This is a genomic window from Novosphingobium gossypii, from assembly GCF_050433305.1.
Taxonomy (GTDB): Bacteria; Pseudomonadota; Alphaproteobacteria; order Sphingomonadales; family Sphingomonadaceae; genus Novosphingobium; species Novosphingobium gossypii.
In genome coordinates this window covers 49562-61872 of record NZ_JBNPXM010000005.1, presented here as the reverse complement: position 1 = coordinate 61872, position 12311 = coordinate 49562, and the positions used below count along the sequence as shown (strand labels likewise).

18 protein-coding genes and 2 tRNA genes are annotated in these 12311 nt (G+C 65.6%); 11 read left to right on the top strand and 9 right to left on the bottom strand.

The window, feature by feature from the left end:
• Positions 1 to 34 precede the first annotated feature (34 nt).
• Entirely contained in the window at positions 35 to 883 is an 849-nt protein-coding gene (locus GGR40_RS11190) for a class I SAM-dependent methyltransferase (RefSeq protein ID WP_429276320.1), read from the top strand.
• Positions 884 to 901: 18 nt separating this feature from the next.
• Here GGR40_RS11190 and GGR40_RS11185 read toward each other — a convergent pair.
• The 3 genes from GGR40_RS11185 to GGR40_RS11175 form a co-directional block, all read right to left on the bottom strand.
• Positions 902 to 976, bottom strand: a tRNA-Gly gene (locus GGR40_RS11185).
• A gap of 99 nt (positions 977 to 1075) precedes the next feature.
• The gene (locus GGR40_RS11180; protein WP_429276319.1) at positions 1076 to 1420 is read right to left on the bottom strand and encodes a VanZ family protein; all 345 of its coding nucleotides are present in this window, start codon (positions 1418 to 1420) and stop codon (positions 1076 to 1078) included.
• A gap of 98 nt (positions 1421 to 1518) precedes the next feature.
• Positions 1519 to 1593, bottom strand: a tRNA-Gly gene (locus tag GGR40_RS11175).
• A gap of 215 nt (positions 1594 to 1808) precedes the next feature.
• On the opposite strand from GGR40_RS11175, the gene GGR40_RS11170 reads away from it, so the two are divergent.
• The gene (locus tag GGR40_RS11170; RefSeq protein ID WP_429276318.1) at positions 1809 to 2711 is read left to right on the top strand and encodes a tetratricopeptide repeat protein; all 903 of its coding nucleotides are present in this window, start codon (positions 1809 to 1811) and stop codon (positions 2709 to 2711) included.
• A gap of 5 nt (positions 2712 to 2716) precedes the next feature.
• Positions 2717 to 3325, top strand: a complete 609-nt coding sequence (locus tag GGR40_RS11165) for an LON peptidase substrate-binding domain-containing protein (protein WP_429276317.1) — start codon at positions 2717 to 2719, stop codon at positions 3323 to 3325.
• A 6-nt stretch (positions 3326 to 3331) separates the two neighbouring features.
• Here the strand turns inward: GGR40_RS11165 and GGR40_RS11160 are convergent, their stop codons facing one another.
• Entirely contained in the window at positions 3332 to 4006 is a 675-nt protein-coding gene (locus GGR40_RS11160) for a response regulator transcription factor (protein WP_429276316.1), read from the bottom strand.
• A gap of 252 nt (positions 4007 to 4258) precedes the next feature.
• Between GGR40_RS11160 and GGR40_RS11155 the strand changes: the two genes are divergently transcribed.
• Together GGR40_RS11155 and GGR40_RS11150 are read left to right on the top strand one after the other, a co-directional pair.
• Positions 4259 to 5158 (top strand): UDP-2,3-diacylglucosamine diphosphatase, encoded by a 900-nt coding sequence (locus GGR40_RS11155; RefSeq protein WP_429276315.1) that lies wholly within the window; start codon positions 4259 to 4261, stop codon positions 5156 to 5158.
• A complete protein-coding gene (locus GGR40_RS11150) occupies positions 5155 to 6225 on the top strand; it encodes a glycosyltransferase family 4 protein (protein WP_429276314.1) in 1071 nt (356 codons plus the stop codon). Before GGR40_RS11155 ends, GGR40_RS11150 begins: the two co-directional genes overlap by 4 nt.
• A gap of 11 nt (positions 6226 to 6236) precedes the next feature.
• On the opposite strand, the gene GGR40_RS11145 is transcribed toward GGR40_RS11150, so the two are convergent.
• The 5 genes from GGR40_RS11145 to GGR40_RS11125 are packed head-to-tail and all read right to left on the bottom strand — an operon-like array spanning position 6237 to position 9107.
• Entirely contained in the window at positions 6237 to 6566 is a 330-nt protein-coding gene (locus GGR40_RS11145) for a YnfA family protein (protein ID WP_429276313.1), read from the bottom strand.
• A 10-nt stretch (positions 6567 to 6576) separates the two neighbouring features.
• The gene (locus GGR40_RS11140) at positions 6577 to 7215 is read right to left on the bottom strand and encodes a MarC family protein (protein WP_429276312.1); all 639 of its coding nucleotides are present in this window, start codon (positions 7213 to 7215) and stop codon (positions 6577 to 6579) included.
• A 22-nt stretch (positions 7216 to 7237) separates the two neighbouring features.
• Positions 7238 to 7915, bottom strand: a complete 678-nt coding sequence (locus GGR40_RS11135; protein ID WP_429276311.1) for a hypothetical protein — start codon at positions 7913 to 7915, stop codon at positions 7238 to 7240.
• A gap of 8 nt (positions 7916 to 7923) precedes the next feature.
• Positions 7924 to 8814 carry a bifunctional methylenetetrahydrofolate dehydrogenase/methenyltetrahydrofolate cyclohydrolase FolD gene (folD, locus tag GGR40_RS11130; RefSeq protein ID WP_429276310.1) on the bottom strand — a complete coding sequence of 297 codons (891 nt, stop codon included), beginning with the start codon at positions 8812 to 8814 and terminating at the stop codon, positions 7924 to 7926.
• A complete protein-coding gene (locus GGR40_RS11125; RefSeq protein ID WP_429276532.1) occupies positions 8814 to 9107 on the bottom strand; it encodes a YggT family protein in 294 nt (97 codons plus the stop codon). Before GGR40_RS11125 ends, folD begins: the two co-directional genes overlap by 1 nt.
• Before the next feature lie 180 nt (positions 9108 to 9287).
• Between GGR40_RS11125 and gmk the strand changes: the two genes are divergently transcribed.
• From gmk to GGR40_RS11095, 6 genes are all read left to right on the top strand, one after another.
• Positions 9288 to 9953, top strand: coding sequence for a guanylate kinase (gene gmk, locus GGR40_RS11120; RefSeq protein ID WP_429276309.1), 666 nt, complete (start codon positions 9288 to 9290; stop codon positions 9951 to 9953).
• Between the two features lie 139 nt (positions 9954 to 10092).
• Positions 10093 to 10926 carry a 2,3,4,5-tetrahydropyridine-2,6-dicarboxylate N-succinyltransferase gene (gene dapD / locus GGR40_RS11115; RefSeq protein ID WP_429276308.1) on the top strand — a complete coding sequence of 278 codons (834 nt, stop codon included), beginning with the start codon at positions 10093 to 10095 and terminating at the stop codon, positions 10924 to 10926.
• Between the two features lie 103 nt (positions 10927 to 11029).
• Entirely contained in the window at positions 11030 to 11245 is a 216-nt protein-coding gene (locus GGR40_RS11110; RefSeq protein ID WP_429276307.1) for a hypothetical protein, read from the top strand.
• Positions 11242 to 11463 carry a hypervirulence associated TUDOR domain-containing protein gene (locus GGR40_RS11105; protein WP_429276306.1) on the top strand — a complete coding sequence of 74 codons (222 nt, stop codon included), beginning with the start codon at positions 11242 to 11244 and terminating at the stop codon, positions 11461 to 11463. The genes GGR40_RS11110 and GGR40_RS11105 overlap by 4 nt, the downstream gene beginning before the upstream one ends.
• Entirely contained in the window at positions 11460 to 11942 is a 483-nt protein-coding gene (locus tag GGR40_RS11100; RefSeq protein WP_429276305.1) for a DUF1810 domain-containing protein, read from the top strand. Before GGR40_RS11105 ends, GGR40_RS11100 begins: the two co-directional genes overlap by 4 nt.
• 39 nt (positions 11943 to 11981) lie before the next feature.
• Positions 11982 to 12185 carry a hypothetical protein gene (locus tag GGR40_RS11095; RefSeq protein WP_429276304.1) on the top strand — a complete coding sequence of 68 codons (204 nt, stop codon included), beginning with the start codon at positions 11982 to 11984 and terminating at the stop codon, positions 12183 to 12185.
• Positions 12186 to 12311 lie beyond the last annotated feature (126 nt).

Here is a 12311-nt window from a genome sequence, read left to right as displayed (position 1 = left end):
GCGATTTACTCGCAAAAACGAGGTCGCGCACAGCATGAATGCCCATCAGGTAAAAGACTGGAATGGCCGCAGCGGCGATCGCTGGGTCGCCAACCAGCAGCGTCTGGATGCGATGCTCGCCGTCTTCGGAGAGGCCGCGCTGGAGGCCGCTGCACCGCAACCCGGCGAGCGGGTGATCGACATCGGCTGTGGCGCGGGCGCCAGCAGCTTTGCCCTCGCCGATCGCGTTGGTGCGGCAGGCGAAGTGCTTGGCCTCGACATCTCGCATGCCTTGGTCGCGCGTGCGCGTGCGCTGGTTCCGACTGGCAGCCCGGTTGCATTCGCCGTCCGCGACGCCGCCAGCCATGATCCGCAGCACACCGGCTACGATCTGCTCTTCTCCCGCTTCGGCGTCATGTTCTTCGACGATCCGGAAGCCGCCTTCGCCGCCTTGCGTCGGGCATTGAAGCCCGGTGGCCGGCTCGTATTCGTGTGCTGGCGCGGGGCTGGCGAAAACGACTGGATCCGCCTGCCGCTGGACGCGGTTCACGGGATCGTGCCGCCGCTTCCCCAGCCTGACCCTGAAGCGCCCGGTCCGTTCTCCTTCGGCGATGCCCAGCGCGTGACGCGTATCCTGGACGCCTCAGGGTTCACGGGCATTACCGTCACCGCCTTCGACCACGCCATTCCTTTCGGTGCCGGAGCAAACCGGCACGATGCGGTGGAGGATGCCCTGGACATGGCATTCGCGGTCGGCCCGCTGTCGCGTGCTCTGGAAGGTCAGCCGGACGATCTGCGCGCGCAGGCAGCCGGTGCTGTGCGAGCAGCCTTTGCGGCATGTCCGGGCGATCGATCGGTGATGATAGAGGGCGCCGCGTGGATCGTGTCCGCGCTAAATCCATAGATGTAAGGAAAGGCAAACTGGAGCGGGCGAAGGGATTCGAACCCTCGACCCCAACCTTGGCAAGGTTGTGCTCTACCCCTGAGCTACGCCCGCTCTGGCGTTTGGTTGACCGGGCGAATAACCGCTTCCGATCGGGTGGAGGGGCCACTAGCAGCGCTTCCCGAAGCGTGCAAGGCCCCGATGCAACAAAATTCAACGCGCCTTGCGAAGCCCCGGGAACAGGGCCGCCAGCACCAGCATAACCCCGATGGCCAGGCTGTCTGCCAGAAGGTCCATCACATCGGCATCGCGGTGCAGTGCCGGGATCATCTGCACGATCTCTATCCCTGCCCCCACGATTACCAGCCCCGCCGCGACCCAACCTTTGTGCACACGCGGGTACGCCAGCACGGCCAGCACCGCCAGTGTCGCGAAGGCCAGCATGTGCTGCGCCTTGTCGTTGCCGGGTACGGGAAGATCGGGAGGATGCGGCAGCGCGGCCATCGTCACTGCAAAGACAAGCGCCAGCCAGAACAGGATTCGCAAGACATTCTGCATGCATCGACTGTGCGGGCGGCAAGCACCGGACACAATGCGTAGTTCCGCCAAGTGCGGATAGTCACCCGAAGGTGAAGATGGTCGCGATGTATGGAAACTGGAGCGGGCGAAGGGATTCGAACCCTCGACCCCAACCTTGGCAAGGTTGTGCTCTACCCCTGAGCTACGCCCGCTCTGGCGCTTCGGAAAAGGGCTGCGAAAGCGGCCCGTCCGGGGTGGAGGCGGCCCACTAGCAGCGGGTCGCATACCCCGCAAGCACAAAACGCAAAGTTTTTTGCTTGGCCCGCAGAACGCACCGAAACGGCGCATTGTCCCTTCACAAACGCGTGCGAAAGGCCAATCTAAGACATTCGAATTTACGCAAAGCGGAGCACGAATCTTGGCCAGCATGGGTCTCAACCTCGACGAGCAGAAGGCAGTGGACCGGTTCCGCAAGGCAGTGGCAGAGCCTTCCATGACCCAGCTGGTCATCCTAGATTTCTGGGCGGAATGGTGCGGCCCGTGCAAGGCGCTGACGCCGGTGCTGGAAAAGGTCGCCGCCGAATACGCGGACAAGGGCGTGGTCCTCGCCAAGGTCAACGTGGACGAGGAGCAGTTCATCGCCGCGCAGTTCCGCGTACAGTCCATCCCCACCGTCTACGCGATCTTCCAGGGCCAGCCGGTGGCGGACCTGACCAACGCGCGCACCGAATCGCAGCTCAAGGGACTGATCGACCAGTTGCTGGAAAAGCTGCCGGTGCAACCCGCCGGGGCGGAGCCGCAGGTCGATGTGGTTCCGCTGATCGCCATGGGCGAAGAAGCGCTGGCCGAAGGCGACGGTGAACGCGCCGCCAGCATCTTCATGCAGATTCTCGAAATGGCGCCGGACAATGGCGAGGTTCTGGCCGGGCTAGTGCGGTCCTTCGTGGCGGCGGGCCGGATCGAGGAAGCTGAACAGGTGCTCGATTCGCTGGGCGAGCCGCTGTCGACAGATCCGCATGTGGAGCGCGCCCGCAATACGCTGGCACTGGCCAAGGACAAACCGGAAGACAGCGAACTGGCAGCCCTGCGCGCTGCCGCTGCAGAACGACCCGCCGATCCTGAGGCACAGTTCGCTTTCGCCGGCGCAGCCTTCGCCGCCGGTGAACGCGATGCCGCCGCCGAGACGCTGCTGCGCATGATCGCTGCCGACCGCGAATGGAACGAAGGCGCCGCGCGCGCCAAGCTGCTGCAGATCTTCGAGTCCATCGGGCTTGAGGATCCGTGGGTTTCGGCCATCCGGCGCAAGCTGTCGACCGTCCTGTTCGGCTGACCCGGTTGACGCGGATCACCATCTTTCCGCTGACCGGCGCGGTGCTCTATCCGGGGCTGCAACTGCCCCTGCACATTTTCGAGCCGCGTTACCGCGCCATGATAAGCGACGCCCTCGCCCGCGACCGGCGCATCGGCATGATCCAGCCGCAGAAGCCGGTCGATGGCGCACCGCTGTTTTCCGTCGGCTGCCTTGGCCGCATCGGCGACGTCGAGGCGCTGGAGGACGGCCGCTTCAACATCGTGCTGGAGGGCGAGACGCGCTTTCGCATCCTGCGCGAGCTGGACGTCACCACCCCCTTTCGGCAGGTCGAGGCCGAGTTGCTGAACGAACCGGACGAGATCCTTGCCCCCATCGAACGCGCCAGCTTCGAGCGTGAGGCTCGCCGGTTTGCCGAAGCGCAAGGCTACGTTGTGGACTGGGAGCAGGTTGGGCGGCTGGACGACACTTCGCTGATCAACGGTGTGTCGCAAATCGCCCCGTTCGACGCGGCCGCCAAGCAGGCCCTGCTGGAAGCGCAAGGGCTGGCCGCAAGGTGCGAACTGCTGGTGCAGTTGATGCAGTTCTTCGGTCGCGCGGGCGATGGCGACGAAGACGGCGCAACCCTGCAGTAAACGCCCTCAAAGCGTATCGAAGACATACCCCAGCGAGCGCACCGTCCTTAGCGGGTTACCCGCGCCCACGCCCTTGAGCGCGCGGCGCAGGCGCCCGATCCACACATCCACCGTGCGTTCATCGACCGGCGGCTCCTGCTTGCCCAGCGCGGCGATCAGCTGGGTGCGGCTGAACACGCGGCCCGGATGCTCGATGAAATAACGCAGCAGCCGCAGTTCATTGGGCATCAGCGAAATCGGCTTGCCCTGGAAACGGGCTTGGAAAGCGGCCACGTCCACCATCAGCTCGCCCTGCGTGACAAGGCGAATCCCGGCGTTGTCCTGTTCCCCCAGGTTGGCCCCCAGCACCCGGTCGAGCAGCGCATTGCGCGTCAGCGGGCCGACCATATAGTCGTCGGCACCCATGCGCAGGGCACGCTTGCGGTCTTCCTGGTTGTCCTCTTCCAGCACCATGGTGACATGCGCGTGGGCCGTGAGGCTGTCTGCCCGCAGGCGACGGCAGAGCTCAAAGCCAGACATGTCCGGCAGCACCCAGTCGATGAAGACCCATAGCGCCCCTTCGATCAGCGGCAGTTCCGCGAAATCGGTCCAGCGATGGAGCACCACCTCGAACTGGTCATGCCGAAACGGAGCGAGTCCTCCGGAAAGTTCGCTCGCCAGCAAAATGTCGATCCGCCGCATCGCCCCGTTGTCCGCCTTTCGAATGAGGTGCCCCTGAGTATCGGCGCGGCTTTTGCCTCCCCAGTGTGACGACGCGGTGACATATCGATGACATGCGGGTGAATGAGGCCCCGAACGATCAAACGATGCATCCGATCCGGGTTATCGACAGACGATCGAACGCTGTCATCGAAGTGACCCGCAACCGTCACCACCACGCAACGCCGCGCTGTCATAGGCCCGGCAATCGCAGGGAATCGGGGACTTACGGCCATGCGCGAAGACATCGGACACCTTCTCGAACGAGCAACCGGTACCGGACCCGGCAACAGGATCCCGGCCTGGCTCGATCTTCCCGACCCCAAGGGCTTTCGCCCCAAGCGTAAATGCCGCACCATCTGGATTTCCGACATCCACCTCGGCACGCGCGGATGCAATGCCGCGATGCTGGTGGACTTCCTGCGCGCCCATGAATGCGAGACGCTGTATCTCGTGGGCGACATCGTCGACGGCTGGCGACTGCGCAAGGGCTGGTACTGGCCCGACGCGCACAACGAAGTCGTCCGCCGCATCCTCAAGATGGCGCATCGTGGAACCCGCGTGATCTTCATCGCCGGCAACCACGACGAAATGTTGCGCGACTATGCGGGCATGAGCTTCGGCGGCGTCGAACTGGCGCTGGAAGCGGTGCACACCACCGCAGATGGCCGCCGTCTTCTAGTCACGCACGGCGATGCATTCGACGGTGTTGTGCTCTATCACAAGTGGCTCGCGTTCCTGGGCGACCAGGCATATTCGATGCTGCTGCGCGCCAACATCGTCTTCAACGCCGTGCGTCGCCGCCTGCGCATGCCGTACTGGTCGCTGTCCTCCTACATGAAGAAGAAGGTCAAGAACGCCGTCCAGTTCATCGGCAGCTACGAGGAAGCGGTCGCCACCGAAGCCACCTCGCGCGGGTTCGACGGCGTCGTGTGCGGCCACATCCATTGTGCCGAAATCCGCGAATTTGGCGGCATCACGTATTACAACGATGGCGACTGGGTGGAAAGCTGCACCGCGCTGACCGAGGATTTCAACGGCCACATGGCGATCGTGGACTGGATCGCCGAGACCGGAGGACGCACCCTGGGCGAAGGGGCGGAAATAGAGGTCGGAGCGGAGGCCGTAGCGTGAAGCTGGCGCTGGCAACCGACGCCTGGTTGCCGCAAGTCAACGGCGTCGTCCGCTCCCTCACCTCAACGGTCGATCACCTGGTCCAGCGCGGCCATGCAGTGGAAACGATTACGCCAGACCGGTTCCTCACGGTACCGATGCCGGGCTATGCCTCGATCCGGCTGGCCATGGCGCCCCGCTTCGGCGTGCGCCGGATGCTGGACAAGGCCGAACCCGAAATCGTTCATATCGCCACCGAGGGTCCGATCGGCTGGGCCGCGCGCGGCTGGTGCCTGGCGCGCGGTGTGCCCTTCACTTCGGCCTTCCACACGCGCTTTCCCGAATATTGTGCGGTGCGCACGGGGCTGTCGGCGGAATACTTCTGGCCGATCCTGCAGCGCTTTCACGCGCAGAGCCAGGCCGTGATGGTGTCTACCCGCAGCCTTGCCGCGGAACTGGAAACGCGCGGCATCGGGCCGACGCGGGCGTGGAGCCGGGGCATTGATCATGCCCTGTTTCGCCCGGACGGCCCGCGCCTTGCCGAGATGACGACGCTGCAAGGGCCGGTCCTGCTCAACGTCGGCCGCGTGGCCCCGGAAAAGAACCTGGAGGCGTTCCTCGACCTCGACGTGCCGGGCAGCAAGGTGGTGGTCGGCGATGGCCCGGCGCTGGAAACGCTGCGCCGCCGCTATCCGCAGGTGCTGTTCCTCGGCGCGCTTTCCGGAGAGGCGCTGGCCTGCGCCTATCGCAGTGCCGACTGCTTCGTATTCCCCAGCCTGACCGACACGTTCGGCCTCGTCGTCATCGAAGCGCTGGCCTGCGGCACCGCGGTGGCGGCGTTCCCGGTGACCGGGCCGATCGACATCCTGGGGTCGGACGGACGCGGCGTGGATCATCGCGTGGGCTGGGCCGCAGGCGCCGTCGATGCCTCGCTGGCGCGGGCAGTTCAGGGTGCGTTGACGGTCGAGCGGCCGGACGCGGCTGCGCTCGGCTCGCTCTATTCGTGGGAGCGGGCGACGGACCAGTTCCTTGCCGCCATCGAAAGCGCGCTGGACAATGTTGGTGGAGGATTTCGCTCGGCAGCCTGAGCCGTGTCCGCTCAAGCCTTGTGCGGCGCCAGCAGGATCACGCCCGCACCCAGCAGGCACAGCATCGCGCCCAACATGTCCCAGCGATCGGGCCGAACGCCTTCCACCTGCCACAGCCACACCAGCGCCGCCGTGATGTAGATCCCGCCGTAAGCCGCATAGGCCCTGCCCGCCTGCGAGGTGTCCACCAGCGTCAGCAGCCAGGCGAAGATCACCAGCGACAGGCAGCCGGGCACCAGCCACCATACCGGCTTGTCCATCCGCAGCCACCCCCAGAACGCGAAGCAGCCGCCGATCTCGGCCAGCGCCGCAAGCACATAGACGGCAGCGGTCTGGATCATGCGGCCTCGATCATGCTGGCAGCAGCGTGGCCTTGACTCCGTCGATCACGTACTGCGCCGCCAGCGCGGCCAGCAGCACGCCCAGCAGGCGGGTGATGACCGCCTCCACCTTGTCGCCCAGCACCTTCATCAGCGGCCCGGCCGCAGCCAGCGCGGCGAAGGCCAGCAGCATCACCGCCACCATCGCGCCCAGGATGGTGATCGTCTGCTGGCTGCCATGCGCGCGGCTGGTCAGCAGCATCATCGTGGCGATGGACCCGGGCCCGGCCAGCATCGGCATCGCCATCGGGAAGATGGACACGTCCTCCACCTCGGGCGTGCTGGCGTTGTGGGCGATGATCTTCTCGGCGCGTTCCTCCCGCCGCTGGGTGCGCTTTTCGAAGACCATGTCGATGGCGATCATGAACAGCATGATGCCGCCGGCGATGCGGAAGGCGTCGAGTTCGATATGCAGCGCGCCCAGCAGTTTCTTGCCGAACAGGGCGAAGACGACAAGGATGATCGCCGCCACGATGCAGGCGCGTGCAGCCATGGAAAAGGCCTGCGCACGGCTCGCTCCGGCGGAGAGGCCCGCATAGATCGGCGCACAGCCCGGCGGGTCGATGACGACGAAGAGGGTGACGAAGGCGCTGATGAAAAGTTCGTACATGCGCCGGACCCTAGAGCATGTTCTACTGGGGCGGAACCACGTTGTCCTGCACGATCGTGTCGAATTTGGTGCCGTTCCACAGTTGTACGCTGACCGAACGGGCATCGTTGCCGCCCAGCACCGTGACATTCCAGCGCAGGGTGCCGTCCTGCGAGTTTCCGCCGGTGAAGGTGCGCGCATCGGCGGGCGGCGTCGCGGGCGCGGCAACGTCGGGCTTGCGCCCGCACTGCGCCACTTTTGCGGTCAGCATGTCAGGTTCCGGCAGCGCCGTGGCCAGCGTATCGCCGTGATCGAGCACCCAGCGGTATTCGCCCTTCTTCTGCCGCTTCCAGATCGTGGTGTACCAGCCGACGGTGCCATCGGGCCGCGTCCACGCGCCCTTGGTGACGCCCAGCGTGCCGTCGCAGCTCATCCAGATGCGATGGGCATCCCATTGCAAAGGCGCGGTGGGCTCGGCCTGCTTCTTCAGCCAGTCCTGCGCCACGACTTCCTGCGGGACGAACATAAGCGCCGTTTCATCGGCGAATTCGCGAAAGGCCTTCCACTGGCCCTTTTCACGCGCCATCCGGGCAAAGGCGATCTCTTCGGCGACCAGAACGCTGGGGTTCGCGGTGCCTGTCCCCGGAGCAAGCTGCCGCCGGGGGCGTGCGTCGGTCTGAAGCGGGGCGACGATCGCCGCCGCCAGCACTAGACCGACCATGATCCGCTTCAAAGGCTGCCCTCGTCCAGCGCCAGCCCCGCGTTGCGGTGCGCGGCGACCACCGTGTTGCGCAGCAGCACCGCGATGGTCATCGGCCCCACTCCGCCCGGAACCGGCGTGATCGCTCCGGCAACTTGCGCGGCGGAGGCGAAATCAACGTCGCCCACAAGCTTCGTCTTGCCCTCTTGCGCGCCCGGAACACGGTTGATGCCCACGTCGATCACGGTTGCGCCAGGCTTGAGCCAGTCGCCCTTGACCATTTCGGGTCGGCCAACAGCCGCCACCACGATGTCGGCGCGGCGCACCACTTCGGGCAAATCCTTCGTGCGGCTATGCGCGACCGTGACGGTGCAGCTTTCCGCGATCAGCAGCTGCGCCATCGGCTTGCCGACGATGTTGGAGCGCCCGATCACCACCGCATTCAGCCCCGACAGCGAGCCGAGGCGATCCTTCAGCAGCATCACGCAGCCCAGCGGGGTGCAGGGTACGAACCCCGGCAGCCCCGTCGCCAGCCGCCCGACGTTGACGACGTGGAAGCCGTCCACGTCCTTGTCGGGGTTGATCGTGGCGATGACCTTCTGCTCGTTCATGTGCGCGGGCAGCGGCAGCTGGACGAGGATGCCGTCCACCGCGGGATCCTGATTCAATTGCTCCACCACGGCCAGCAGGTCCGCTTCGGACGTGTCTGCGGGCAGCGTGTGCTCGAAACTGTTCATGCCCGCGGCAAGGGTCTGCTTGCCCTTGTTGCGCACGTAGACCTGGCTTGCCGGGTCTTCGCCCACCAATACCACGGCCAGACCCGCCTTGCGCCCCGCCCCCGCCTCGAACGCGGCGGCGACCGTGCCGATCCGCGCGCGCAGGCCTTCGGCGAAGGCCTTGCCGTCGATGATGTCCGCCATCAGTAGCCTGCCATGGCCAGGTTGCCGAAGATGATCTGCAGGATCTTCAGGCCGATTATCAGCACCATCGGCGAAAAATCGATCGCGCCGGTGTTGGGCATGATCCGCCGGATCGGGCGTAGCATGGGGTCCAGAATCGCATTCAGCGCCGTGTAGAGCGCCGAGACGAACTGGTTGTGCATGTTGACCACGTTGAACGCGATCAGCAGGCCAAGCACGAACTGCACGATCACCACGAAGACGATGATGTCGATCAGGTAGCTGACGATCTGGAAGATGGTGAGGAACAGCAACACCGGCTCCTTGGATAAAGGCATGACGCGCGGGCACGGCGGGATTTGCCGCACCCGTCAGGTTTCTGCGCGCTGATAGCCGAGCAGACCGCACCGGGGCAAGCGCGCGAAAGGGGGTTTTCGCGCACGGTTTCGTGTTTCCGCGCTTGATTTGCGCGCCCGGCATCGGCATCGGAGGCCATGGTCCAGTCCACTCCTTCCTCCGACGCCACCGGCACGCTTGCGCGGCGCGGCCTGATGTTCATCCTGTCCTCCCCGTCGGGCGCGGGCAAGACGACGATCGCGCGCATGTTGCTGGAGCACGATCCGCAGCTGCGCAATTCGGTGTCCTGCACCACGCGCCAGCCCCGCCCCGGCGAAGTCGATGGCGAGCATTACCACTTCGTCAGCCACGAACAGTTCGACCGCATGGCCGAAGCGGGCGAGTTCCTGGAATGGGCGACCGTCTTCGGGCAGAGCTACGGCACGCCCAAGGCGCAGGTTAAGGCCGGCCTGAAAGACGGCATCGACTATATGTTCGACATCGACTGGCAGGGTACGCAGCAGCTGTACCAGAAGCTGGAACGCGACGTCGTGCGCGTGTTCCTGTTGCCCCCCAGCATAGAGGAACTGCGCCGCCGCCTGACCGGGCGCGGCACCGACAGCGCCGAGGTGATCCATGGCCGGATGGAACGCGCGCGCTCGGAAATCAGCCACTGGGACGGCTACGACTATGTCGTCGTCAATGATGACATCGCCAGCTGCTTCGAGGAAGTGAAGAAGATCCTCCACGCCGAACGCCTGCGCCGCGCTCGCCAGACGGGGCTGATCGGGTTCGTGCGCGAGCTGATGCAGCCTGACGACTGAGAGCCAGTGCCGGGGCGCTGGGGCTTCGACAGGCTCAGCCACGCACGCCACCCTTGCCCGACGACGGCCTTGCCCCGCGCGCCATCTGCCTCTAGGCCGCGCCGCGATACATTCTTTCGTTTTTCGGAGACCAAACGCCATGTCCGACCTCGCCGCCCAGATCGAAGCCGCGTTCGACGCGCGTGACACCGTCACCCCCGCCAGCGCCGACGTGCGCAAGATCGTCGACGAGGCACTGGAGCTGCTCGATTCGGGCAAGGCCCGCGTTGCCGAGAAGGTGGACGGCGAATGGGTCGTCAACCAGTGGCTCAAGAAGGCGGTGCTGCTCAGCTTCCGCCTGAACGACAATGCCGTGATCGACTACGGCGCGGCAGGCGCGCCCGCTTACGACAAGGTGCCGCTCAAGTTCGCCGGCTGGGACGATGCCCGCTTCAAGGCGGCAGGCGTGCGCGTGGTGCCGGGCGCCGTCGTGCGCCGCAGCGCGCACATCTCGAAGGGCGTGGTGCTGATGCCCAGCTTTGTGAACCTGGGCGCCTATGTCGGCGAAGGCACCATGGTCGACACCTGGGCGACCGTCGGCTCGTGCGCGCAGATCGGCAAAAACGTCCACATCTCGGGTGGCGCGGGCATCGGCGGCGTGCTTGAGCCGCTGCAGGCCGGGCCGGTCATCATCGAGGACGGCGCCTTCATCGGCGCGCGTTCGGAAGTGGCCGAAGGCGTGATCGTGGGCGAAGGCGCGGTGCTGTCGATGGGCGTGTTCATCGGCGCATCGACCAAGATCGTCGATCGCGCAACCGGCGAGGTCCACATCGGCCGAGTGCCGCCTTATGCAGTCGTCGTCCCCGGCGCCCTGCCCGGCAAGCCGCTGCCCGATGGCACCCCCGGCCCGTCGCTCTACTGCGCCGTCATCGTCAAGACGGTGGACGCGCAGACCCGCTCCAAGACGGGCATCAACGAACTCCTGCGCGACTGATCTGCATCTGCACGGGGCGGGCTGACGGAACGATCGCCCGCCCCGGCGTGTTGTCGATGGAAAGGGGCGGCCGGTGTGCCGCCCGCAATCGGAGAGACACGCCATGGATAACCGTGCACCCGAAGTTCATCTCGACAAGCAGGAAGCCCGCAGCGGCGAGACGCCGGGCATCGTGCGCTACGTTCTGCTTATCAGCCTTGCGCTCGTCGTCGTGGCGCTGACAGCGGTCTGGATGACAGGCGCGCTGACCACGCCCGAGACCGGCGGCCATGCCGACACCGAGCGCGCCGTTGCCGAGCAGAAGGACCAGACCCCGTGAGCGCCGCTTTCCGCAAGGGAAGCAAGGTGCGCTGGAACTGGGGCAGCGGCACGGCCACCGGCCAGATCGCCGAACGCTTCGATCGCCGCGTCAGCCGGACCATTTCTGGCAAGCGGATCGTGCGCAACGGCACCTCCGAGAACCCCGCCTATCTGATCGAGCAGGAGGATGGCGCCCGTGCCCTGAAGCGGGGATCCGAACTCGAACACGCGCGATGAGCGTCGAACGCTTCACCGCCGCGCAGGACGAGGTGTGGGATCAGGTTCGCCTGGAACTGGCTCAGGGCGACAAGCGCACGCACTGGATGTGGTTCGTGTTCCCGCAGATCGCCGGGCTGGGTTCAAGCCCGATGGCACGCCGCTATGCCATCGCCGACCTTGATGAGGCGCGGGCCTACCTCGATCATCCGAAACTGGGCGCGCGGCTGGCCGAAGCGACGCAGTTGCTGATGGGATGGGCCGGGCGCCGCGATGCCCGGACGATCCTTGGCTCGATCGATGCCATGAAGTTCCGCAGTTCGATGACCCTGTTCGAGGCTGCGGGCAATGATGGCATGGCAGGCTGCTTCGGCACAGCGCTCGACGGCTTGTGCGAGGGACAGCGGGACGAGCGGACGTTGCAACTGCTCCGGTCGCAGGCCCCGCCGGGAACGAACGGGTCTGCATCATCGTTCCACCTCCACGGTTCGGTCGAATAGCGCGACCATCAAGGCCGCCGTCGAACCGACGGGAGAGCGATGATGTATCGATCAGGTGACGAAGTTCATCTCGACGATGACGAAGCGCGCGGCGGCAGCACTCCGCATATTGTCCGCTACGTATTGTTGACCAGTCTGGTGCTGGCGATCCTGGCCATGTCTACGGTGTGGATCATCAGGGCCCTGTCAGAGCAGCCGAACCGCGCGCCGGTCACGGCGGAGCAGCACGCGCTGGGCAACTGACGACGAAGGCGTGAAATGCCAGGAGCCGCCGTCGGGAACGGATAAAGACCTTCTCGCCCCCCGACGATCGGTCCCATCCGGCTTTTCGGCGGCTCCTGTCAATCCGGCGACCGAAATCGCCGTCTC

Coding starts and splice junctions, on each gene's coding strand:
- GGR40_RS11190 (WP_429276320.1), top strand. CDS start 35: ATGAATGCCCATCAGGTAAAAGACTGGAATGGCCGCAGCGGCGATCGC.
- GGR40_RS11180 (WP_429276319.1), bottom strand. CDS start 1,420: ATGCAGAATGTCTTGCGAATCCTGTTCTGGCTGGCGCTTGTCTTTGCA.
- GGR40_RS11170 (WP_429276318.1), top strand. CDS start 1,809: ATGGGTCTCAACCTCGACGAGCAGAAGGCAGTGGACCGGTTCCGCAAG.
- GGR40_RS11160 (WP_429276316.1), bottom strand. CDS start 4,006: ATGCGGCGGATCGACATTTTGCTGGCGAGCGAACTTTCCGGAGGACTC.
- GGR40_RS11155 (WP_429276315.1), top strand. CDS start 4,259: ATGCGCGAAGACATCGGACACCTTCTCGAACGAGCAACCGGTACCGGA.
- GGR40_RS11145 (WP_429276313.1), bottom strand. CDS start 6,566: ATGATCCAGACCGCTGCCGTCTATGTGCTTGCGGCGCTGGCCGAGATC.
- GGR40_RS11140 (WP_429276312.1), bottom strand. CDS start 7,215: ATGTACGAACTTTTCATCAGCGCCTTCGTCACCCTCTTCGTCGTCATC.
- GGR40_RS11135 (WP_429276311.1), bottom strand. CDS start 7,915: ATGGTCGGTCTAGTGCTGGCGGCGGCGATCGTCGCCCCGCTTCAGACC.
- folD (WP_429276310.1), bottom strand. CDS start 8,814: ATGGCGGACATCATCGACGGCAAGGCCTTCGCCGAAGGCCTGCGCGCG.
- gmk (WP_429276309.1), top strand. CDS start 9,288: ATGGTCCAGTCCACTCCTTCCTCCGACGCCACCGGCACGCTTGCGCGG.
- dapD (WP_429276308.1), top strand. CDS start 10,093: ATGTCCGACCTCGCCGCCCAGATCGAAGCCGCGTTCGACGCGCGTGAC.
- GGR40_RS11110 (WP_429276307.1), top strand. CDS start 11,030: ATGGATAACCGTGCACCCGAAGTTCATCTCGACAAGCAGGAAGCCCGC.
- GGR40_RS11100 (WP_429276305.1), top strand. CDS start 11,460: ATGAGCGTCGAACGCTTCACCGCCGCGCAGGACGAGGTGTGGGATCAG.
- GGR40_RS11095 (WP_429276304.1), top strand. CDS start 11,982: ATGATGTATCGATCAGGTGACGAAGTTCATCTCGACGATGACGAAGCG.